This window comes from Raineya orbicola (assembly GCF_002843425.1).
In the GTDB taxonomy this organism is placed as follows: domain Bacteria; phylum Bacteroidota; class Bacteroidia; order Cytophagales; family Thermonemataceae; genus Raineya; species Raineya orbicola.
Genome location: NZ_NKXO01000001.1, coordinates 15,222 through 34,495, shown reverse-complemented (window position 1 = coordinate 34,495; position 19,274 = coordinate 15,222). Strand labels below are relative to the sequence as shown.

General features: G+C 37.4%; 20 protein-coding genes. 10 read left to right on the top strand and 10 right to left on the bottom strand.

Annotated elements, in window-relative coordinates:
- Positions 1 to 22: 22 nt before the first annotated feature.
- Positions 23 to 1,069 carry an endolytic transglycosylase MltG gene (gene mltG / locus Rain11_RS00170; protein WP_101357299.1) on the top strand — a complete coding sequence of 349 codons (1,047 nt, stop codon included), beginning with the start codon at positions 23 to 25 and terminating at the stop codon, positions 1,067 to 1,069.
- Here mltG and tilS read toward each other — a convergent pair.
- A complete protein-coding gene (gene tilS / locus Rain11_RS00165) occupies positions 1,062 to 2,378 on the bottom strand; it encodes a tRNA lysidine(34) synthetase TilS (RefSeq protein WP_165778042.1) in 1,317 nt (438 codons plus the stop codon). The two genes, mltG and tilS, sit on opposite strands and share 8 nt — an antisense overlap.
- A gap of 124 nt (positions 2,379 to 2,502) precedes the next feature.
- On the opposite strand from tilS, the gene Rain11_RS00160 reads away from it, so the two are divergent.
- From Rain11_RS00160 to Rain11_RS00145, 4 genes are read left to right on the top strand one after another with little or no spacing between them, the layout of a single operon-like run.
- Positions 2,503 to 4,701: a carboxy terminal-processing peptidase gene (locus Rain11_RS00160; protein WP_165778041.1), complete on the top strand. Its 2,199-nt coding sequence runs from the start codon at positions 2,503 to 2,505 to the stop codon at positions 4,699 to 4,701.
- A 20-nt stretch (positions 4,702 to 4,721) separates the two neighbouring features.
- A complete protein-coding gene (locus tag Rain11_RS00155; RefSeq protein ID WP_101357296.1) occupies positions 4,722 to 5,531 on the top strand; it encodes a DUF6263 family protein in 810 nt (269 codons plus the stop codon).
- Positions 5,532 to 5,535: 4 nt separating this feature from the next.
- Positions 5,536 to 5,838 (top strand): rhodanese-like domain-containing protein, encoded by a 303-nt coding sequence (locus tag Rain11_RS00150; protein ID WP_101357295.1) that lies wholly within the window; start codon positions 5,536 to 5,538, stop codon positions 5,836 to 5,838.
- Positions 5,839 to 5,840: 2 nt separating this feature from the next.
- Positions 5,841 to 6,647: an aminotransferase class IV gene (locus tag Rain11_RS00145; RefSeq protein ID WP_101357294.1), complete on the top strand. Its 807-nt coding sequence runs from the start codon at positions 5,841 to 5,843 to the stop codon at positions 6,645 to 6,647.
- 17 nt (positions 6,648 to 6,664) lie between these two features.
- On the opposite strand, the gene Rain11_RS00140 is transcribed toward Rain11_RS00145, so the two are convergent.
- Together Rain11_RS00140 and Rain11_RS00135 are read right to left on the bottom strand one after the other, a co-directional pair.
- On the bottom strand, positions 6,665 to 6,955 hold the full coding sequence (locus tag Rain11_RS00140) for a hypothetical protein (RefSeq protein WP_101357293.1): 291 nt from the start codon (positions 6,953 to 6,955) through the stop codon (positions 6,665 to 6,667).
- Between the two features lie 53 nt (positions 6,956 to 7,008).
- Positions 7,009 to 7,767: a YdcF family protein gene (locus Rain11_RS00135; RefSeq protein WP_133121449.1), complete on the bottom strand. Its 759-nt coding sequence runs from the start codon at positions 7,765 to 7,767 to the stop codon at positions 7,009 to 7,011.
- Between the two features lie 77 nt (positions 7,768 to 7,844).
- On the opposite strand from Rain11_RS00135, the gene Rain11_RS00130 reads away from it, so the two are divergent.
- On the top strand, positions 7,845 to 8,264 hold the full coding sequence (locus Rain11_RS00130; RefSeq protein ID WP_101357365.1) for a BLUF domain-containing protein: 420 nt from the start codon (positions 7,845 to 7,847) through the stop codon (positions 8,262 to 8,264).
- A gap of 35 nt (positions 8,265 to 8,299) precedes the next feature.
- Here Rain11_RS00130 and accB read toward each other — a convergent pair whose 3' ends face one another.
- From accB to Rain11_RS00115, 3 genes are all read right to left on the bottom strand, one after another.
- Complete coding sequence (gene accB / locus Rain11_RS00125) at positions 8,300 to 8,788, bottom strand: acetyl-CoA carboxylase biotin carboxyl carrier protein (protein ID WP_101357291.1); 489 nt, start codon at positions 8,786 to 8,788, stop codon at positions 8,300 to 8,302.
- A 97-nt stretch (positions 8,789 to 8,885) separates the two neighbouring features.
- Positions 8,886 to 10,424: a cryptochrome/photolyase family protein gene (locus Rain11_RS00120; RefSeq protein ID WP_101357290.1), complete on the bottom strand. Its 1,539-nt coding sequence runs from the start codon at positions 10,422 to 10,424 to the stop codon at positions 8,886 to 8,888.
- Positions 10,425 to 10,452: 28 nt separating this feature from the next.
- Positions 10,453 to 11,022, bottom strand: a complete 570-nt coding sequence (locus Rain11_RS00115) for an NADPH-dependent FMN reductase (RefSeq protein ID WP_317042730.1) — start codon at positions 11,020 to 11,022, stop codon at positions 10,453 to 10,455.
- A 108-nt stretch (positions 11,023 to 11,130) separates the two neighbouring features.
- On the opposite strand from Rain11_RS00115, the gene Rain11_RS00110 reads away from it, so the two are divergent.
- Positions 11,131 to 12,516, top strand: a complete 1,386-nt coding sequence (locus Rain11_RS00110) for a peptide MFS transporter (RefSeq protein ID WP_101357289.1) — start codon at positions 11,131 to 11,133, stop codon at positions 12,514 to 12,516.
- A 53-nt stretch (positions 12,517 to 12,569) separates the two neighbouring features.
- Here the strand turns inward: Rain11_RS00110 and Rain11_RS00105 are convergent, their stop codons facing one another.
- The 3 genes from Rain11_RS00105 to mnmA form a co-directional block, all read right to left on the bottom strand.
- Entirely contained in the window at positions 12,570 to 13,043 is a 474-nt protein-coding gene (locus Rain11_RS00105) for an SRPBCC family protein (protein ID WP_101357288.1), read from the bottom strand.
- A gap of 72 nt (positions 13,044 to 13,115) precedes the next feature.
- Positions 13,116 to 14,000 carry an SDR family oxidoreductase gene (locus Rain11_RS00100; protein WP_101357287.1) on the bottom strand — a complete coding sequence of 295 codons (885 nt, stop codon included), beginning with the start codon at positions 13,998 to 14,000 and terminating at the stop codon, positions 13,116 to 13,118.
- Between the two features lie 70 nt (positions 14,001 to 14,070).
- On the bottom strand, positions 14,071 to 15,240 hold the full coding sequence (gene mnmA, locus Rain11_RS00095) for a tRNA 2-thiouridine(34) synthase MnmA (RefSeq protein WP_101357363.1): 1,170 nt from the start codon (positions 15,238 to 15,240) through the stop codon (positions 14,071 to 14,073).
- Positions 15,241 to 15,586: 346 nt separating this feature from the next.
- On the opposite strand from mnmA, the gene Rain11_RS00090 reads away from it, so the two are divergent.
- The 3 genes from Rain11_RS00090 to Rain11_RS00080 all read left to right on the top strand — a co-directional run bounded on the left by Rain11_RS00090 (position 15,587) and on the right by Rain11_RS00080 (position 18,402).
- Positions 15,587 to 15,988, top strand: a complete 402-nt coding sequence (locus Rain11_RS00090) for a lipocalin family protein (protein ID WP_101357286.1) — start codon at positions 15,587 to 15,589, stop codon at positions 15,986 to 15,988.
- A 127-nt stretch (positions 15,989 to 16,115) separates the two neighbouring features.
- Positions 16,116 to 17,003, top strand: coding sequence for a prohibitin family protein (locus Rain11_RS00085; protein WP_101357285.1), 888 nt, complete (start codon positions 16,116 to 16,118; stop codon positions 17,001 to 17,003).
- A gap of 25 nt (positions 17,004 to 17,028) precedes the next feature.
- Positions 17,029 to 18,402 (top strand): efflux RND transporter periplasmic adaptor subunit, encoded by a 1,374-nt coding sequence (locus Rain11_RS00080; protein WP_243390512.1) that lies wholly within the window; start codon positions 17,029 to 17,031, stop codon positions 18,400 to 18,402.
- Positions 18,403 to 18,408: 6 nt separating this feature from the next.
- Here the strand turns inward: Rain11_RS00080 and Rain11_RS00075 are convergent, their stop codons facing one another.
- Positions 18,409 to 19,167 (bottom strand): hypothetical protein, encoded by a 759-nt coding sequence (locus Rain11_RS00075; RefSeq protein ID WP_101357284.1) that lies wholly within the window; start codon positions 19,165 to 19,167, stop codon positions 18,409 to 18,411.
- Between the last annotated feature and the right edge of the window lie 107 nt (positions 19,168 to 19,274).

Here is a 19,274-nt window from a genome sequence, read left to right as displayed (position 1 = left end):
AAACTCTGAACCTTCCTCAACTATGAAAAAACTACCTAAATTTTTAATGATTGCCTTCGTGGTGCTTGCTGTTTTGCTTGCATCATTTGCTTTTTATGCTTATCAAGCTCTTTATAGCGGAAATTTGAATGTGCAAATAGGAGAAAGCAAACAAAATAAAATTTTGTATATCCCCAAAGGCACAAATTTTCAAGGACTGATAGAAATCCTCAAACGAGAACAACTTATCAATAATGTCGTTTCTTTTGCTTTTGTAGCCAAAATAATGAATTATCAGGAAAACGTAAAAGCTGGTGCCTACCTCATTGAACCCAACGAAAGCAATATCTCTGTTATTCGCAAGTTGCGTAGCGGTCAACAGATAACTATAAAACTTACTTTCAATAATTTACGCACCAAAGAAGATTTGGCAGAACGTATCAGCGAGCAATTGCCTATTCCCAAAGATACACTTTTAAGCCTTTTACAAAGTGAAGAGATTGCCCAAAAATACGGATTAAATACTTATACCATTGGCACTATTTTCATTCCCAACACTTACGAAGTCTATTGGACAACCACCGCCCAAGAGCTTTTGGAGAGAATGTACAAAGAATATCAAAAATTTTGGAACACTGAACGCAAGCAAAAAGCCCAAAATCTTGGTCTTACGCCCACCCAAGTAATGATTTTAGCCTCTATCGTTCAAGCTGAAACTACTAAAAACGATGAAAAACCTCGTATAGCAGGCGTATATCTGAATCGCTTGGCAAAAAATGATTTACTTCAAGCCGACCCTACGGTAGTTTTTGCTCACAGAGATTTCAGTATCAAACGCCTCTTAAATAGCCATTTAAGCATTGATTCTCCTTACAATACCTACAAATACACGGGGTTACCACCGGGAGCTATCAATTTCCCTGATATTAGCTCCATTGAGGCGGTTCTGAATGCCGAAAAGCACGATTATTACTATTTTTGTGCCAAAGAAGATTTTTCAGGCTATCACAATTTTGCCCAAACCCTTGCCGAACACAATCGCAATGCCCGCCTATACCAAAAAGCCCTCAACGAAAAAGGAATTAAATAAATCGGAAGGTTAGTTTGCATATTTTTTGTGTTTTTGGGCTTACTTTGGCATATTCACTGCTTCGTAAGCCTGCTACATAGATAATTTCATTACCACTTTCTATCACAAAAACACGTTTTTTCAGGTTTTTGGGTACTTTACAATCTACCAAAAAATCACTGATTTTCTTTCTACCTTTCATTCCAAAAGGCTGAAACATATCACCCTCTCGCCACACTCGCACACGCAACGGAAATTGTAATTTTTCTGCATCAAAATATGCCTCAAAAGAATGATGCGGTAACTGAAATTGATTAGCTTCAATAATTTCACTTTTAACTTCAAAGTTGTTTGTTTGTAAAATAAAATTTTTTCCTAATTCAAACACTTGGCTTTCGTCTTGATGAAATGCCAAAGGAACAATGACCCAAGCATTTCTATCTCTGACGAGCCAATGCGTTGATGAAAAAAACTCTGCTCCAACTTGCTTACTTTCGTAAATATCTTGGCACTGCCGAAACGAAAAACCCCATTTTTCTAAAAAATGATGTAAAATCACTACATCAATCTCTTCTGCAAATTGTATTTGACAAATTTCTCCCTGCTCCTGAATGTATTTTTGCTCAATTTCTTGTAATTTAGACTGCCAAATTTTTTCCACAGAAAATAATCTTTGAGCAGTTTCCGCAAAATTTTGCAAAATATTCGGGTTGATTTGCTCTAAAAGTGGTAAAACATTGTGCCGAATAAAATTTCGTGTGTAATCAAAAGATGCATTAGAACTATCTTCCAACCACTGCAAGCTCTGTTTTTGAGCATACAAAATAATTTCTGCCTTACTTGCAAAAAGCAAAGGACGAACAATAAAGCCATTCTTGGGTAATATCCCCCTTAAACCCGCAATGCCCGTACCTTTGGAAAAATTAAAAATAGCAGTTTCCAAATTATCGTTAAGGTGATGAGCCGTAGCAATAAAATCATAATTTTCTTGCTTGCGAATTTGCTCAAAAAACTCATAACGAAGTCTGCGAGCCGCCATTTGAATAGAAATGCTTTCTTGTTGTGCAAAACGAGCCGTTTCAAACTTTTGGAAATGAAAAGGCACTTGCAGTTTCTCGGCTAAATTCCTAACAAATTCAGCTTCTTGGTCGGCTTCGGCTCGCAGGCTAAAATGGCAATGTACCACTCCTATTTTATAGCCCAAAAGATGTAACAAGTGAAGTAAAACCACTGAATCCACGCCACCACTCACTGCCACAAGAATTTTATCTTGCTTTCCAAATAAATTTTCCCTGAAAATATATGCCTGCAAGTCTTTGAGTAAATTCATTGGCAAAGTGAAATTTTTTCGTAAATTTGCATAGAAAATTTGTTTGCAACAAAAATTTAATTTGCACGTTATTTGCATAATTTGCAAAAACGTTTTTCATTTAATTCTTTCCAAAATGTTTCTTATGCGTAAATTTCTGATAGCTCTACCTGTTGCCATTCTGACAGCCTGGGCAGTACAATGGGGAATTGAAAAATACAAGCAGGCTGAAGATATGCCCTCAGCTGATTTATTTGTTCTTTCCAAAGAAAATAAAGTTTTTGTCAGTGTAGATACCTTTCAGCTCAAACCTACCACTCATTACGAAAGAAAAGCTACTGCTATTGTAGCCCTGATTGTCAATAGACATTACAAGCGAATGAACCTTGATGACAAAGTTTCAGAAATGATTTGGGATAATTTCATCAAGGATTTAGACGAAAATCGCTTGTATTTGCTTCAAAGTGATATTGATGAGTTCAGTAAGTTCAAATACACGCTTGATGATGAGTTACGTCAGGAAAAAAACAATCTGAACACTGCTTATTTTATTTACAATCGTTATATGAAGCGAGTTTTGGAGCGTTTGGAACGTAATAAAACACTCTTGAAAGAAAAGTTTGATTTCAACCAAGACGAATATTTTGAAACCGACCGCAAAAAACTTCCTTTTCCCAAGAATATACAAGATGCTGATAATGAATGGCGAAAACTACTTAAAAATAGTATTTTAGAAGGAAAGCTATCAGGCGAAAAAGTGGAAGAGAGCGTAAGCAAATTAGAAAAACGTTATGAAAATTTCAAGAAAAACCTCTTGAAAACTACCATAGAGGACGTTTTTCAAACCTATATGAACGCCCTCGCTATGGCTTACGACCCACATACGAATTATTTCTCGCCTGTCAATGCCGATAACTTCAACAATTCAATGAAACGCTCTTTGGAAGGCATTGGAGCGGTGCTATCCAGTGAAAATGATTATATTGTAATACGCGAAGTAAGACCGGGCGGTCCTGCTTTTAAGAGCAAAAAGATTTTCAAAAATGATAGAATTATTGCCGTAGCCCAAGGCGACGAAGGCGAAATGGTAGATATTGTAGGCTGGCGTGTTGATGAAGCTGTACAACTCATTCGTGGTAAAAAAGGTACCGTAGTAAGACTGAAAATTTTACCTGCTCGCGATGGTGCTGCCGCCAAACCTATTGAAGTGCGTATGATACGTGAAAAAATCACTTTTGAGGAGCAATCGGCTACCAAGCAAATCATTGAAATTGAAGAAGATAAAAAGAAACGCCGTATCGGTATCATTAGCATTCCTGCCTTTTATATCAATTTTGATGAATACCGCGAAGGTAAAAAAGATTACAAAAGCACTACCAATGATGTCAAAAAACTTTTGGAAGAGCTAAAAGCCGAAAAAGTAGAAGGAATTATTGTAGATTTACGCTACAACGGCGGTGGCTCACTTAAAGAAGCCATTGACCTAACCAGTTTGTTTATTAAGGGTGGTGCCGTAGTGCAAATTAAAGATGCCAATAACAGAATAAGTGTAGGCGATACCGATGATTTTACGCAAGTATATGAAGGTCCTTTGGTAGTGATGACTAATCGTTTCAGTGCTTCGGCTTCAGAAATTTTTTCAGGAGCTATTCAAGACTACAAAAGAGGGGTAATTGTTGGAGAAAGTACTTATGGTAAAGGTACTGTGCAAAATGTAGTAGATCTAGCCCGCTTTTTGCCCAATGAAACTAACCCCAACCCCAATAGCAATGGAATAGGACAGCTAAACCTGACCGTTTCTAAATACTATCGTGCATCGGGTAGCAGTGTGCAGAATAAGGGCGTAACCCCTGATATTCTTTTACCCAGCCCTTTTGAAGCAAACGAATTGAGCGAAGCCTCTTATCCTACCTCCCTTCCTTGGGACGAAATCAGCCCTGCAAGTTCTTTCAAACCTACCAATGAGGTAAAAAGTAAAACTTTGGTAGCTTTGCAAAATAATTTTCAGAAAAGGCTCAAAACAGACGAAGACTTAAAAAAACTCATTGCAAGCACTGAAAAGGCTCGTCAGAGACGAAAAGAAACCCTGCTTTCGCTCAATGAAGCCAAACGCAAAGCTGAAAAAGAAAAACTTGAAAAAGAGCGAAAAGAATTAGAAGAGCCAACCAGCAATTTAGAGGAAGAAGAAAACAAAACCGAAGAGAAAAAAGAAAACGAAAATAGTGAAGAAAATACTGAAAACAAGCCCAAAATAAAACCTGTTGAACAATACAAAAACATCAAAGATTTGTACAAGAAAAATGCTATTCAAGTTCTTTTAGATTTAATCAAATTCAACTCATAAACCTAAAAAAATACAATTTTATGAAACGTTTATTTGCCTTCCTGCTCGTTTTTGTAGTTTTAGCCAACTTCAACGAAAGTTTTGCCCAAAAGAAAAAGAAAAAAAACAAAGAAACATCAGAAAATACTACTCCACAAGTGAGTAAAGTCCTTTTGCGTTACAATTTGACCAAAGGAAATTCTTACACACAATCCATTAGTATGGATATGAATATAGAAACTATGGGAATGCAAATCCCTCAAAAGCAAAATATGAGTATGAAAGTCATAGTAACTGATGTAGCCGCTAATGGTAATCAAAGCCACGAAGCCACTTATGAAAAAATTTATCTAAAGCAATCCTCGCCTATGGGCGATATGGAATTTGATTCAGAAAATCCTTCCAAACAACCCGCTGAACTTGAACAGCTCAAACAACTCAAAGGTACAAAGTTTACTATGGTTATTAGTCCTCGTGGAAAAATAGTAGAAATCAAAGGTGATTCGCAGCAGTCTCCTATGCAACAAAACAATGTAGAATACCCCGAAAACCCCGTTGGTGTAGGCGACTCTTGGGAAAGTGAGCAGGTTACTAAAAATGCACAACTGGGAGAAATGAAAGTAAAAAGTACCTATAAAGTTAGCTCAATTAATAATAACATTGTTGAAGTTCAAGTAAGTGGTAAAATTTTTATTGATAACAAAGAACAAGGAGAAATGTCGGGTACAACTAAAATTGACTCCAAAACAGGTCTTGCCCTTGAAAGTAATATCAAGCAAAAACTAACTATGCAAATGCAAGGTATGGATATGAAAATGGATAGTAGTATCAATGTTACGACTAAAATGTAGTTTTATGCCAGATATAGATGTTCAAGAACTTAATCAAAGACTTTCTCAAGACGAAAATCTGCTTATTTTAGATGTACGCGAAGAATGGGAATATGCAGAATCCAACCTGAACGGGAAGCTCATTCCTTTGGGAGAACTTCCTCATCGCCTTGCAGAAATTGAAGCGTGGAAAGATAAAGAAATTATTGTGCATTGCCGTTCGGGTGCGAGAAGCGAAAATGCTAAAAAATTTTTGCAAGGCAAAGGTTTTCAGAATGTTAGAAACCTAATTGGAGGCATCAGCAAGTATTTAGAACAATACGGATAATAATGGATTTTGCCCTATTAAATGGAAATTTTGTAGAAAATTTTGCCTCTAATCGTGCCTTTGAATACGGCGACGGCATTTTTGAAACTATTATAGTACGGAAAAATAAAATTTTCTTTTGGGAAAAGCACTACCAAAGACTTTGCGAAGCTATGCAGGCTCTTTCTCTTGAAAAGCCTGCTTTTTTTACAATGGATTTTGTGGAAAAAGCTATCTGGCAAGTAGCCCAAAAAAATAATTTTACAGATGCTTTTCGCGTCAAAATCAATGTATGGCGAGATAGTTCAGGTTGGTATGCCCCTGAAAAAAATGAAATTTCGTGGTTAATTCGTGTTTTTCCACATATCCAAAAGCCCCTTATCAAAGAGAAAGCTATTTTTTTTGACCAAGTGCCTTTGGTAAATTCCTCCATTTCGCCCTATAAAACTTGCAGTGCCTTGCCCTATGTGCTTGCAGGCATAGAAAAAAATAGGCAAAAGGCTGATGAAGTGATTTTACTGGACTGCCACGGTAATGTTGCCGATGCCTTGGTTTCCAATATTTTCTGGCTCACAGAGGAACGTGTTTGTACCCCTGCACTCTTTTGTGGTGGCAAAAAAGGAATTATGCGAAACGTAATTTTAGAATTTTGTGATGAAAATGGTATAGAAGTTGAAGAAAGTTTTTTTCACAAGGAAGAGTTGCTAATGGCAGAAACTATTTTTACGAGCAATGTAGCAGGCATTGAAGCGATTAGCCAAATAGAAGGTCGGTATTACAAAACACATCATCCTTTTTTACAAGCAATCCGAGAATTGCTAAAAGCCTAATTTTTTGAAAATAGGGGCTATTCTTTTCCCTGATTATCAACATTTTCTTTATTTTTAACTACCTCAATTTTTTTGAAAATATTAGCAATTGTATTGCTGATAGTTTCTCCCATTTTAGAAAAATCTTGAGGGGAAAACTGCTGAAAAGCCATTCTTATGGGGTTATCTCCTACCATTAGCAGGGCTGTAAGATTGCGTAAAGCCTCGTTTTGCTCCATTTGCAAAAGAATATGCAGTGCCTCGTAGCTTGAAAGCCCAAACTCACTTTTGAGTTGCTCTAATTTGCGGCGTTGTTCGGTGGTAAGCATACAATTATTTTTTTTCAAAGATAAACAAAATTTGCGAAAAAAAAACTTGATTTTTAGGCATACCCTACAATTTTGTAGACAAGGTACCCCACAATTTCGTGCAAAAGCACATACCAATAATAGAGTGATTTTTCGTTAGGCACAAGCCAACTCGCGGGCAACCAACTACGATTCTGACTATAAAAATCCACAGAAAAAACATTAACCTGAATACCTACTTTTTCAAAACAGGCTTTCGCCCTCCGCAAGTGAAAAGCCGAAGTAATAAGCAAATATTTTTGATTAGGAAACTGCTCTTGTAAAATCTTTGCAGTAAAAAGTGCATTTTCACGTGTATTCAATGATTTTTCCTCCAAAATAATATCTGTTTCAGGCACGCCTGCAAGTAGTAAAATTTTTTTAATCTCCCTACCTTCCTGAATATCGTTTTTGAAGAAATGTCCTCCTGAAATTAAAATTTTCTTAATTTTTCCCATCTTGTAAAGTATAAGCGTATGTGTGAGGCGGTCGCCACCTTTATTCAAGTAGAGCCTATCAGCGGGGTCTTTTTGGGCGTTAGAAATGCCCGTCAGTAAAATTCCCACTTCGTACTTTTGAACTTTCTCCCAAGCCGTAGCAGGGATTTCCCAAGCTAAAAGAGCTTCGTTGATAAAAAAAGGATTAGTGAAAAACAAAAGCAAACCCACTGCCCAACGAAAAAAAATTTTCTTTCTTTTTGCCGATTTGCTAAAAATACTCAGCCCCAAACAAATTAAAATCCACGTTAGGGGCATTAGGAAATAAAAAAGCGTTTTAGAGAGAATGTAAAACATAACTTTTCTATTTGAAAGCAGAAAGGTACGCAAACAATTTTATTTTTCTGTGGTTTTGTATAAAAAAAGGAAAAGCTATGTTAGCACAATTATTTTATGTAAGTAAAAGATCGCCGAAATGTAGCGACGAAGATATAGAAAAAATTTTACAAATCAGCGTAGAAAATAACGCTAAAAAGAATATAACAGGCGTTCTGCTGTATTCCAAAGAAAAGTTTTTGCAGTGTATTGAAGGTGAATTGAGCCACTTATTAGCCCTTTATGACAAAATTAAATTAGATAAGCGTCATTCAGAGGCTATTATGTTAGGTTTAGTACCTGTAAAAGAGCGAAATTTCCCAAGTTGGCAAATGGCGGGCAAATCCGTAGATTTGAACAAAGTAGATTTCAAGTCGCAAATGAGTGCCGCAGAAAGCGAAGAATTTGAAAATATACTTTCAGGCAAAGCAAGTTCAGCGGAAAGAGTTGGTAAAATTATTCAGCTTTTTTTCAGATAAAACAAAAAAAACCTTCCAAATGGAAGGTTTTCTTTTTAGAGAGGTTCTACCAAGAATAAAGGTTGGTCATATTCCACAGGGCTGGCATTTTCTACCAAGACTTTCACAATACGACCTGCAACTTCTGACTCAATTTCATTAAAGAGTTTCATCGCTTCTACAATACAAACTACTTGCCCAGGTTTGATTTCATCGCCTACATTCACAAAATTAGGAGCATCGGGTTTGGGAGCCCTGTAAAATGTTCCAATCATTGGTGATTTAATAGTAAGATAATTGCCCGATGCAGAAGGTTTAGCTTCTGTGCTATCTGTTTGGGGTTCTGGTTTAGAGGTAGGTGTAGCAACAGGCGAAGTAGATACCACTGCGGGTACAAAAGGGGTTGATGAGCTTGGTAATTCCATTTTAGCTCCCCCACTATGTCTCTTTACGCTAATTTTGAACTCATCGGTTTCAATATGCACTTCATCAAGCGGCGATTGAGCGATAAAATCTATCAAATCACGGATTTCTTTGGCTTTCATTGCGAAAAAATTTTGGTGAAATACTCTTTTGCAAAGTGCCTCAAATATGCAAGGTTTTCTTGTAAAAACAAAACAAGGGGGGTAATTTTTTATTAGATTACAAGTTTTCCGAGTTTTTTCTATAAAATTCGGCTTGTTCTACAATTTTTTGCAGTTCTGCCTTATCCATTTTGGCAAGGGTCTGATACACCATTCCTAAACGCTGATTTTTAGAAAGTTTTTCTCGGTGGCGATAATGAAATTCCCAATACAGGCTATTCAAAGGGCAGGCTCTCTTGCCGTGTCGTTTTTTCTTATCATAGAAACAACTTTCACAATAATTGCTCATTTTGTCCATATAATTAGCCGAAGCCGTATAGGGCTTACTTGCAACCAGTCCACCATCAGCATATTGGCTCATACCACGCGTATTGGTGATTTCAACCCACTCAATAGCATCTCGATAGATGCCCAAATACCACTTATCCACCTCATCGGGCGAAACGCCCAAAAGTAAAGCGATATTACCCGTAACCATCAATCTTTGGATATGATGAGCAAAAGCCTCTTGCAAAGATTGACTAATGGCGAATTTAGCACAATTCATTCGGGTTTCGCCCGTCCAATACCAAGAAGGCAAGGGTGCGGAATGTTCAAAATAATTATTTTTGGCATAATCAGGCATTTTTGCCCAATACACGCCACGCATATATTCACGCCAACCCAAAATTTGCCTTACAAAACCTTCAATTTGAGCAATGGAAACTTTTTGGGGGTTGCTTTGCCAAGCCTCAATGGCTTTTTGCAAAACTTCCAAAGGGTGTAGAATTTTTACATTCAAGGCAAAGGAAAGTTGCGAATGAAATAAATGTGGCTCCTGTGTATGCATTGCATCTTCGTAAGTACCAAAATGAGGAAGTAAATTACTTACGAAGTGTTCTAAAAGTTGCAGAGCTTGCTTGCGAGAAATGGGTACATTGAGAATGTTATTGGGAGGGATAAAGCCAATCGTCTGAATTTGATGTTTTTGTAGAGTTTTAATCAAATCTGTTACTTCATTTTTGAAAAAAGGTTCATTAGGCACAGACACTTGATAATTGTATTTTTTACGATTTTCGGCATCATAGTTCCAGCGTCCTGTAAGGGGCTTATCGCCTTCCATAAGAATATTGTACTTTTTTCGCATTTTACGATAAAAACTCTCCAAAAGATAGTTTTTCGTACCAAAGTGTTTGCTTACTTCATTTCGCTCGCTCAAAAAATGCTCTGTATCAAAGGCTTGACTTGGGATAGAAATTTTTTGACAGAATTCCGATAATTGTTTATCCAAACGATACTCATCAGGCAATTGGTATTCAAATTTTTGAATCTGAAATTTCTGAATTAAAAGTTCCAAATTCTTGCATAAATCTTGCCGATTTTCAGGATTATCTAATGTAAAATAAAAAACCTTATGCCCCCCCTTATTTTGAAGTTCTTGGGCAAAATTTCGCATTGCAGCAAAAAAAGCGAGGATTTTTTGAATATGATGCACCACATAGTCCGTCTCCTGACGAATTTCCATTAGTACATAAAGCGTTTTATCATTTTTTTCTTTAAGCCAAGAATGATTGTCATTGAGTTGGTCGCCGAGAATAAGCCGAAGCGTCTGAAACATAACTAATCAAGTATGTAATAAGAAATTTTCAAAAATTTATAAACTTTTCTATTTGATTATCAATAAGTTGCAAGTAAAAATTATTGATAATTTTTTCATCTTTCATATTTTTTTCAATCTGAATAAGTTTTACTTTATAGCCCAATACGTGAGCATTGAGGTAGGAAAAAATATCGTTCAGGTGGCTAAGAGCCAATGCCCCTCCCTGCACCCCCGCCGAAAGCCCCACGAGGGCAATTTTTTTATCCATAAAAGCATTTGGATAAGGCATTCCATCAATAAAAGCCTTCAATACTCCCGGAAAAGAGCCATTGTACTCGGGAACAATAAAAATGAGCTTTTCAGCAGTCAATACTTTTTCTCGCAGAGCATTAAAAACAGGATTTTTACCTTCGTTTTCATACAAAGCCGATACAATAAAATCAGGCGGTAAATTTTTAAGGTTGATAATTTCAGCTTGCACTTGCTTATTTAATAAAACTTTTTGATAGTATTCTGCGACAATTTCAGAGGTAGAGTCATTTCGGTTGGTACTTACAACAATGGTTATCATAGCAATCAAATTAAAAGCATATTTGCTTAAATCCAAAAACTTCAAAATGCGGATAAAGTTTGCTTGATTGCAAATTTTTGTAAAAAAATTTGGATTAAAGTAATTTTTCCTTGTATTTTGAGGGGTTAAACACTGAAAAAACTACAAGAAAATATGCAGGAAACAACTACTACCAAAAACGGACACCCCCCTGGGCTATATTTGCTTTTCTTTACTGAAATGTGGGAACGTTTCAGTTATTATGGTATGCGGGGCATTCTTACGCTTTACCTTTCTAAAACTGCAATGCAAGGCGGTTTAGGTTTTGCCAAAGATGATGCTTCTATTATTTATGGTTGGTTTACAGGTTTGGTATATCTAACGCCCATTATTGGAGGCTATATTGCTGATAGATACATAGGACAAAGAAAAGCCATTCTGATAGGCGGCGTAACAATGATGTTTGGTCAATTCAGTTTAGCTTCCACGCCTCAATTGGGTGTTTGGGCTACTTGGCTCGGTTTGGCACTGCTTATCATAGGAAACGGGTTTTTCAAACCCAATATTTCAACCATTGTAGGGGCTTTGTATCCACAAGGCGACCCTCGTCGTGATAGTGCTTTTACTATTTTTTATATGGGTATCAATTTAGGAGCATTTTTTGCCCCTTTGGTATGTGGATTTTTAGCAGAAGATTTATTTGCCGTGAAAAAAGTAGTTGATGGCAAAGAAGTTATTGAACGTTACGCTTTTCAATACGGCTTTTTAGCGGCGGGTATAGGAATGCTCGTAGGGCAAATTGTGTTCAATACGCTTGCACCTCGCTTACTTGGAAGCATCGGAAAAGGTATAAAAATTCAAAGTAAAGAGGAACAAGAAGTACATAATCAACCACTTAGCGATGAAGAACGCGATAGAATGGCAGTTATTCTCACACTAACCATATTCACCGTGTTCTTTTGGGCGGGCTTTGAACAAGCAGGTAGTTCGCTAACACTTTACACCGATAGCTACATCAACCGCAAAATAGGTGATTTTGTGATACCTACTTCTTGGTTTCAGTCTGTCAATCCGCTATTTATTGTAGCTCTGGGACCGCTATTTTCAATGCTATGGCTAAGTTTAGCCAAAAAGGGCAAAGATTTAAGCATACCCATTAAGATGAGTTTAGGAATGGTTTTGCTGGGTATCGGCTTTTTCTTTATGGTAGGAGCTGTGATGGAACGTGGCGGAAATAGTGCCGATGTCAATATCAAGGCAAGTTTGATGTGGTTGGTAATGACGTATCTGTTCCATACTATTGGCGAATTGTGCCTTTCACCGATTGGGCTTTCTATGGTTACGCGTCTTGCCCCTGTGAAACTTGCCTCAATGCTAATGGGAGTTTGGTTTTTAGCCCCATTTTTAGCCCAAATTGTAGGCGGTTATATTGCCAGCTATGTGGAAAGATTAGGAGCTTTGGAAATCTTTGCGGCTATTGGAGGCTTTGCCATATTTGCAGGGTTGGTACTATTTGCCATCTCTCGCAAACTTGTAAAAATGATGCACGGCAGAGGATAGATAAAAATTAGGGACGTAAAAAATTTACGTCCCTTTTTACTTGTGCTGAAAATTTATCGTAAAACTGCTGTTTTCGGAAAAATCTCCTCTAAAACTTTATAGCGGTAATCAAAAATATATTCCAAACGCTTACGAACAAAAAGAACGTTGGCAAGTCTTCCTAAAATGCCCAAAGGGACTTTGTAACTTACCAAATCTTCCATTTCTACCCCCTCGGCAACCTCTCTGAAATGATGCTGATGATGCCACAAACTATACGGACCGAAACGCTGTTCATCTACAAAAAAATAAGGCTCTCTCACGTGGGTAATTTCGGTTACCCAGTTCATCGGAATACCTAACAATGGACGCACTTTGTAGGCAATAATCATTCCTGCATACATTTTTTGTTCAGGGCTGATGAGTTTGACTTCAAACCCCATATCAGGAGGCGTTATTTTTTTTAGGTTAAAAGGTGAGGAAAAAAACTCCCACGCCTCTTCCAAAGAAATAGGCAAAATCTGCCTACGATAGAGTTGGTAAAGCATAAGTAGTACAAGGTAAATTTTCTACCTTATACTACTTGTGCAGGTAAAAGGTTTAGCTTTGGAAAAGAAAATCTATCCCTTTTTACGCATTTGCTCCAAGAAATCCCACATTTGTTCGGGCAAGGCGACAAGGTCATTAAATTCGCCCGCTCCTCTAATCCATTCGCCGCCGTCGATGGTTATTACTTCACCATTGATGTAAGCAGAAAAATCAGACATCAAATAAGCGGCTAAATTGGCAAGTTCCTGATGCTCCCCTACCCTACCCAAAGGAATACGATGTTCAGGAGAAAGTTTTTTACCTAAATCGGTTTCAGCAAGTGCAGGCGGGAAAAGGCGTTCCCAAGCCCCGGGCGTTGGAAAAGGACCGGGAGCAATGGCGTTGAAGCGAATTTTATGTCTTGCCCACTCTACCGCAAGCGAGCGTGTAAGAGCAAGCACTCCCGCTTTGGCACAAGCCGAAGGCACTACAAACCCCGAACCTGTCCAAGCATAGGTAGTTACGATGCTTAAAACACTGGCGGGAATTTGCTCTTTTATCCAATATTTGCCGAAAGCAAGTGTGCAGTAATAAGTGCCTTTCAGAACAATATCTACGACGGTATCAAAGGCTTTTGCCGAAAGCCTTTCCGTAGGACTGATAAAGTTTCCTGCGGCATTATTTACAAGTCCGTTTACTTTTCCAAAACGCTCAATGCTTTGAGCAAGCATAGCTTCTACTTCCTCGTATTTACGCACATCACAAGCAAAATAAGCAATATTGGCATTATTAGTTTCGGAATAGAGTTTTTGAGCCGCCTCTTGCAGAACCTCTACTTTTCGGCTTGTAATCACTACATTTGCTCCAAGCTCTAAAAAATATTTACTCATAGAATATCCCAGCCCCGTACCACCACCTGTAACTACTATGGTTTTGCCCGAAAGAGCATTTTCACGTAACATTCCTTGTGTGTGCATAAGTAAAAAAAGTTTATGGTTGTTGAAAAAAGTAATTGTTTGTGTTCAAAAGTCAATTTGTTCTTTTCATTTAAGCAATTACTCCCGAACCTATCAGTTCATTATTTTCATACCAAACTACAAATTGTCCGGGGGTAATCGCACTTTGTGCTTCATCAAAAATTACATACAGAAAATCATTTTCCTGATAAAGCATAGCCTTACTTAATGGTTGTCGGTAGCGAATACGAGCTAAATATTCTCTTTTTTCACCTACTTGCATACGCAAATCTTCACGAACCCAATGCACCTCTGCATTTCGTACCCGCAAGCCTTTTCGGTTCAGTGCGGGGTGTTCGTGTCCTTGTCCTACATAAACAATATTTTCAGCAACATCAGTAGCCAAAACAAACAAAGGTTTGGGTTTTCCGCCTACATTCAAACCTTTTCTTTGACCTATCGTAAAAAAATGTGCCCCAATATGCTCTCCCACCACTTTTCCATCAGTGGGGTGGAAATGATAAGGCTCAGTTAGCGTGTGTAAAGTTTCGGTTTTTCCATTTTGTCTGAAAATAGGACTATTAGCATCAATTTCAATAATTCTGCCTTTTTTAGGGGCAAGTTGTTGTTGTAAAAATTCAGGCAGGCGAATTTTTCCTACAAAGCACAACCCTTGCGAATCTTTTTTTTCGGCTGTAATCAAATCTGCTTTTTTGGCAATAGCTCTCACTTCGCTTTTTTTCAAGTTCCCGATGGGAAAAAGTGCTTTGGCGAGTTGTGTTTGTGTAAGTTGACAAAGAAAATAGCTTTGGTCTTTATTTTCATCTTTGCCCGCAAGTAAGCGATGAATAGTTCTCCCTTCTTTGGTAAAAGTATCTTTCTGTGCGTAATGCCCTGTGGCTACAAAATCAGCACCTAATTGCAGGGCGGCATTCAGAAATACATCAAATTTAATTTCTCGGTTGCAAAGTACATCGGGGTTAGGGGTTCTGCCTGCTTCGTACTCGGCAAACATATAATCAACAATTCGCTGTTTGTATTCTTTGCTCAAATCCAATACCCGAAAAGGAATATTTAGTTTTTCTGCTACAATGAGAGCATCGTTGCTATCTTCTACCCAAGGACATTCATTATTGATAACGACCCGCTCATCGTGCCAGTTTTTCATAAAAATCCCAATTACCTCGTAACCTTGCTCTTTGAGCAGATACGCCGCCACACTGGAATCTACCCCCCCCGACATTCCAACTACTACACGCATTTTTTTAGATTGAAACATTGCCAATTAACTCTTATACTCTATTTAATTTTAAGAAAATTTGCATTCAAAAGCCTCAACTATTTTTTATTATCAAAAAACACTCAAAAATAATGTTTTGTTGAGCATTCTGCAAAAATATTTATTAGGTTAGTTTTGTGTGTGATAATGTTTCCATTTTTTCTAAAACTATACTTTGGAGTTTGCTTAGCCAATGGCTATTTTCTGCGTTTTACTCCTATTTGAGTAAGATTTTGAATATTTTTTTGATTTTTTTTTGGTTTTGAAAAAAAAAAACAAGTTCTTTGAAAAAAAATGTTCAATTCTTTCACAATTTAATTTTGTTTTTATGAAAAGACTATCCCAAATTTTGCTTTTAGTTGTAGCTATTGCTATGGTAGCCTGCAAAGGAAGTCCCAAAGATTTAATCGCTAGAAAATGGGTAATTGATATAGAATCTTTGAAAAAGGAAAGTGAAAAAAGCGGTAACAAACTTTCTGATGCTCAAATGAAACTTGCCGAAGAAATGATGAAGGATATGTACTTTGAATTCAAAAAAGACGGTTCTTTTGAGGCAAGTATAACAGGACAAAAAGTGAAAGGTATGTGGTCTATCAGTGATGATGGTAAAAAATTGAAAATGCAAATTGAAGGCGAAAAAGAAAGTGAAATGGAAATTTTAGAACTTTCTAAATCTAAATTTGTTGGAAAAGGAAATAACCAAATGCTTACTCTAAAAGCCTCCAACTAAATATTAAGAAAACTTATTCCCAAACTAAAAACCCTGTTTAAGCAGGGTTTTTTTATTACTCTAATTAAATATTGCAATTTCTGTACTAAAAAATTTATCTTTGCGTTTAGAACTAAACATTATTGTTATGGCAATCAAAAATTCAAGTGGTATTGGTGGTTTGTTCAAAATTATAGGAGCATTAGCCGCAGTAATTGTGATAATCACAATTATTTCCAGTGCTTGCAAACGTATAGACGCAGGACACGTAGGGCTTGTTGTAAAACTATATGGCTCGGAGCGTGGTGTGCAAGATGTTACCGAAGCTACAGGCTGGGTTTGGTACAATCCCTTTACTACCCAAATTGAGTTTCCTACCTTTGTGCAGAATGTAGTTTTTACTCGCGATGCCACCGAAGGCAGCAGAAGTAACGAGGAGTTCAGAGTTACAACCAAAGATGGGTTAGTGGTTTCTTTTGATGTTTCAATGAATTACCGTGTTGCCCCCAACAAAGCCGCTGAAATTTTCCGAAAGTACAGAAAACCGCTAGAAGAGTTAGACAAAACCGTGATGCGTAACTATATGCGTGAGGCTTACAATAAGGTTTCGGGTAAATACACTGCCGAGCAACTATATGAAAACAAAATTCAGTTTCAGAACGAATCGGAAGCGGAAATCAAGAGTTTTTTGGGAAGAGAGGGTTTTGTGGTGGAGCAAGTTGTATTACTCAATGAACTTCGTTTGCCACAAGGTGTTGTAGATAATATCAATGCTAAAATCAATGCTCGCCAAATTGCCCTCAAAAAAGAGCAAGAGGTAGCCCAAGAACGTGCCGAAGCTCAAAAAGAAGTAGAAAAAGCCAAGGGTTACGCCGAAGCAATGCGTATTCGTGCCGAAGCTGAATCTGAATACAATCGTAAATTGGCAGAATCTATATCTCCCAATCTTATTGAGTACGAGAAAATTAAAAAATGGAATGGGCAAACTCCCCAGTATGTAGGGGCAGGCGGAGGTATTATTGTTCAACCTAAATAAAAAATCAACAAGCAAAATAAAAGCTATGGAAAGTTCTAATGTTATGAGCAAGGAAAAGAAAAAAAAATCATCAAAAAAAGTTATTGGGTATCTGATAGGAATTGTGGTTATTTTAGTTGTTTTATCTGTTTTTTTAGGTGGTAACAAGAAAAAATTGGAGCAAATAGAAATTGCGGAAGTCAAAAATGGAACAATCACCGAAAAGGTGGGTGCTTCGGGAAAAGTGCAACCTGTTACAGAAGTAAAATTAAGCCCTGATGTTTCGGGAGAAATTACAGAACTTTACGTAAAAGAAGGGGATTCGGTTGTAAAAGGGCAGTTACTCTTGCGTATCCGCCCTGATAACTACGAACTGGCAGTTCAACGTTCGCAAGCAACGCTCAACAACAGCCGTGCCGCTTTGGCACAGGCAGAGGCTCGTAAATTACAGGCAGAAGCTCAATTTACACGTAGCCAAGCCAACTACGAAAGGCAAAAAAAACTTTTTGAGCAAAAAGTCATTTCTGAATTAGAGTTTGAGCAAGCCACCGCCGAATACAAAGTAGCTCAGCAAGAATTAGAATCTGCCAAACAAAATGTAATTGCCGCACAATTCAACATTCAGAGTGCTTCGGCTACCGTCAATGAAACTATCCAGAACCTTACGCGTACCTCCGTATATGCCCCTATGAGTGGTGTTATTTCCAAACTTGCCGTAGAAAAAGGCGAGCGTGTCGTAGGAACAGCCCAAATGGCAGGAACAGAACTATTACGCATTGCCAATCTGAATGAAATGGAAGTGCGTGTTGATGTCAATGAAAATGATATTATCCGAGTTTCTTTGGGTGATACCGCTGATGTAGAGGTAGAAGCCTATCGTAATCGTAAATTCAAGGGCATTGTTACGGCTATTGCAAATACTGCCAATGCTACTGTTTCAGCAGAGGCGGTTACTGAGTTTCAAGTAAAAGTGAAGATTTTGGGCGAATCTTATCAAGATTTGAAGGCGAAAAGTGGCAGACTTTCGCCTTTTCGCCCAGGCACAAGTGCCAGCGTAGAAATTATTACGCAAACCAAAAGAAATATTCCTGTTGTACCTCTTGCGGCGGTAGTAGCCAAAAGTGATGAGGAAGTGAAAAAACAAACAGGAAAGCAAGAAAAAACAGAAAAAAGTTCTACTGATAATACCAAAGACGAAAAAAAGGGAAAAGCTGAAAATGAAAAGAAAGAGTATGTTTTTGTGTATGATGAAAAAAACAAAAAAGTAGCTCTTCGTGAAGTAAAAACAGGTATTAGCGATTTTGAAAATATTGAAATTGTTTCGGGGTTGAAAGTAGGCGAAAAAATTGTAATTGCTCCCTTTCAAGCCATTGATAAAAAACTGAAAGATGGCGATGAAGTGGAGTTAAAAAGTAAGTAGGAGTTATTATTGTGTAGTTACACTAAAACTTTGTCCATAGCGAATTTCATTACCTACTTTTACGTAGTACCTAATATAGTAAGTAGTACGAGACTGCAAACCTGCAATGGTAATTGTTTTTACAAAACGTGATTCGCCAAACTGGCAAGCTAAAAGTAAGTCATCGGCATAGCTTTCTGTAATTTTTCCTAAATAATTACTTTCCGATGGATTGGGCTGAATGTGATAGTAAAAACCATATTCTATGCTAAAATTATTAAAAGCCGCATTCAAACAGTCCCCTGCCAAATCAATCACATAATCAAAAGTAATGCTTGTAGTTGTGGCAGAGATATTCTCAATGCTTCCCCAATTTAATTCAATTTCTTGCAGGCTACCCCAAATGATTTGGTCATTTTCAAGCCATACATAACTTTTGGCATATACTTTTTTGCTCACAAGAGTAGCAGGGTTGGGGTTTTGGTTAATTAAAGTTCTATCAACATATTCAAAAGTTAAAAACTCTAAATGTACCGAGTCGGGGTGTTGAGTGCAAATCTTTTTGGAAAGTGTGTGCAATTGCGTGGAGTCATCAATTCCTATTGCAAAGCCAAATTCTTTAACAGCCTTTTTAGGATTGTAGTCTATCAGATGAGCTTTCAGAATGAGCGTGCTATCGTTTTTCTCTTCAATGGGAAGCGTCGCAAGCATTACCTTTCTTTCTAAAAAAGGTTTGCAGGTAGTAAGAATAAACAAAAAAAAACCGAATAAGATTTTTGTTCTCATAGTGTTCTTGCACTAAAACTTTGTCCATAGTGAATTTCATTACCTACTATTACGTAGTACCTAATATAGTAAGTAGTCGTCCCTTAAAAATGGTATAAGTATTTCAA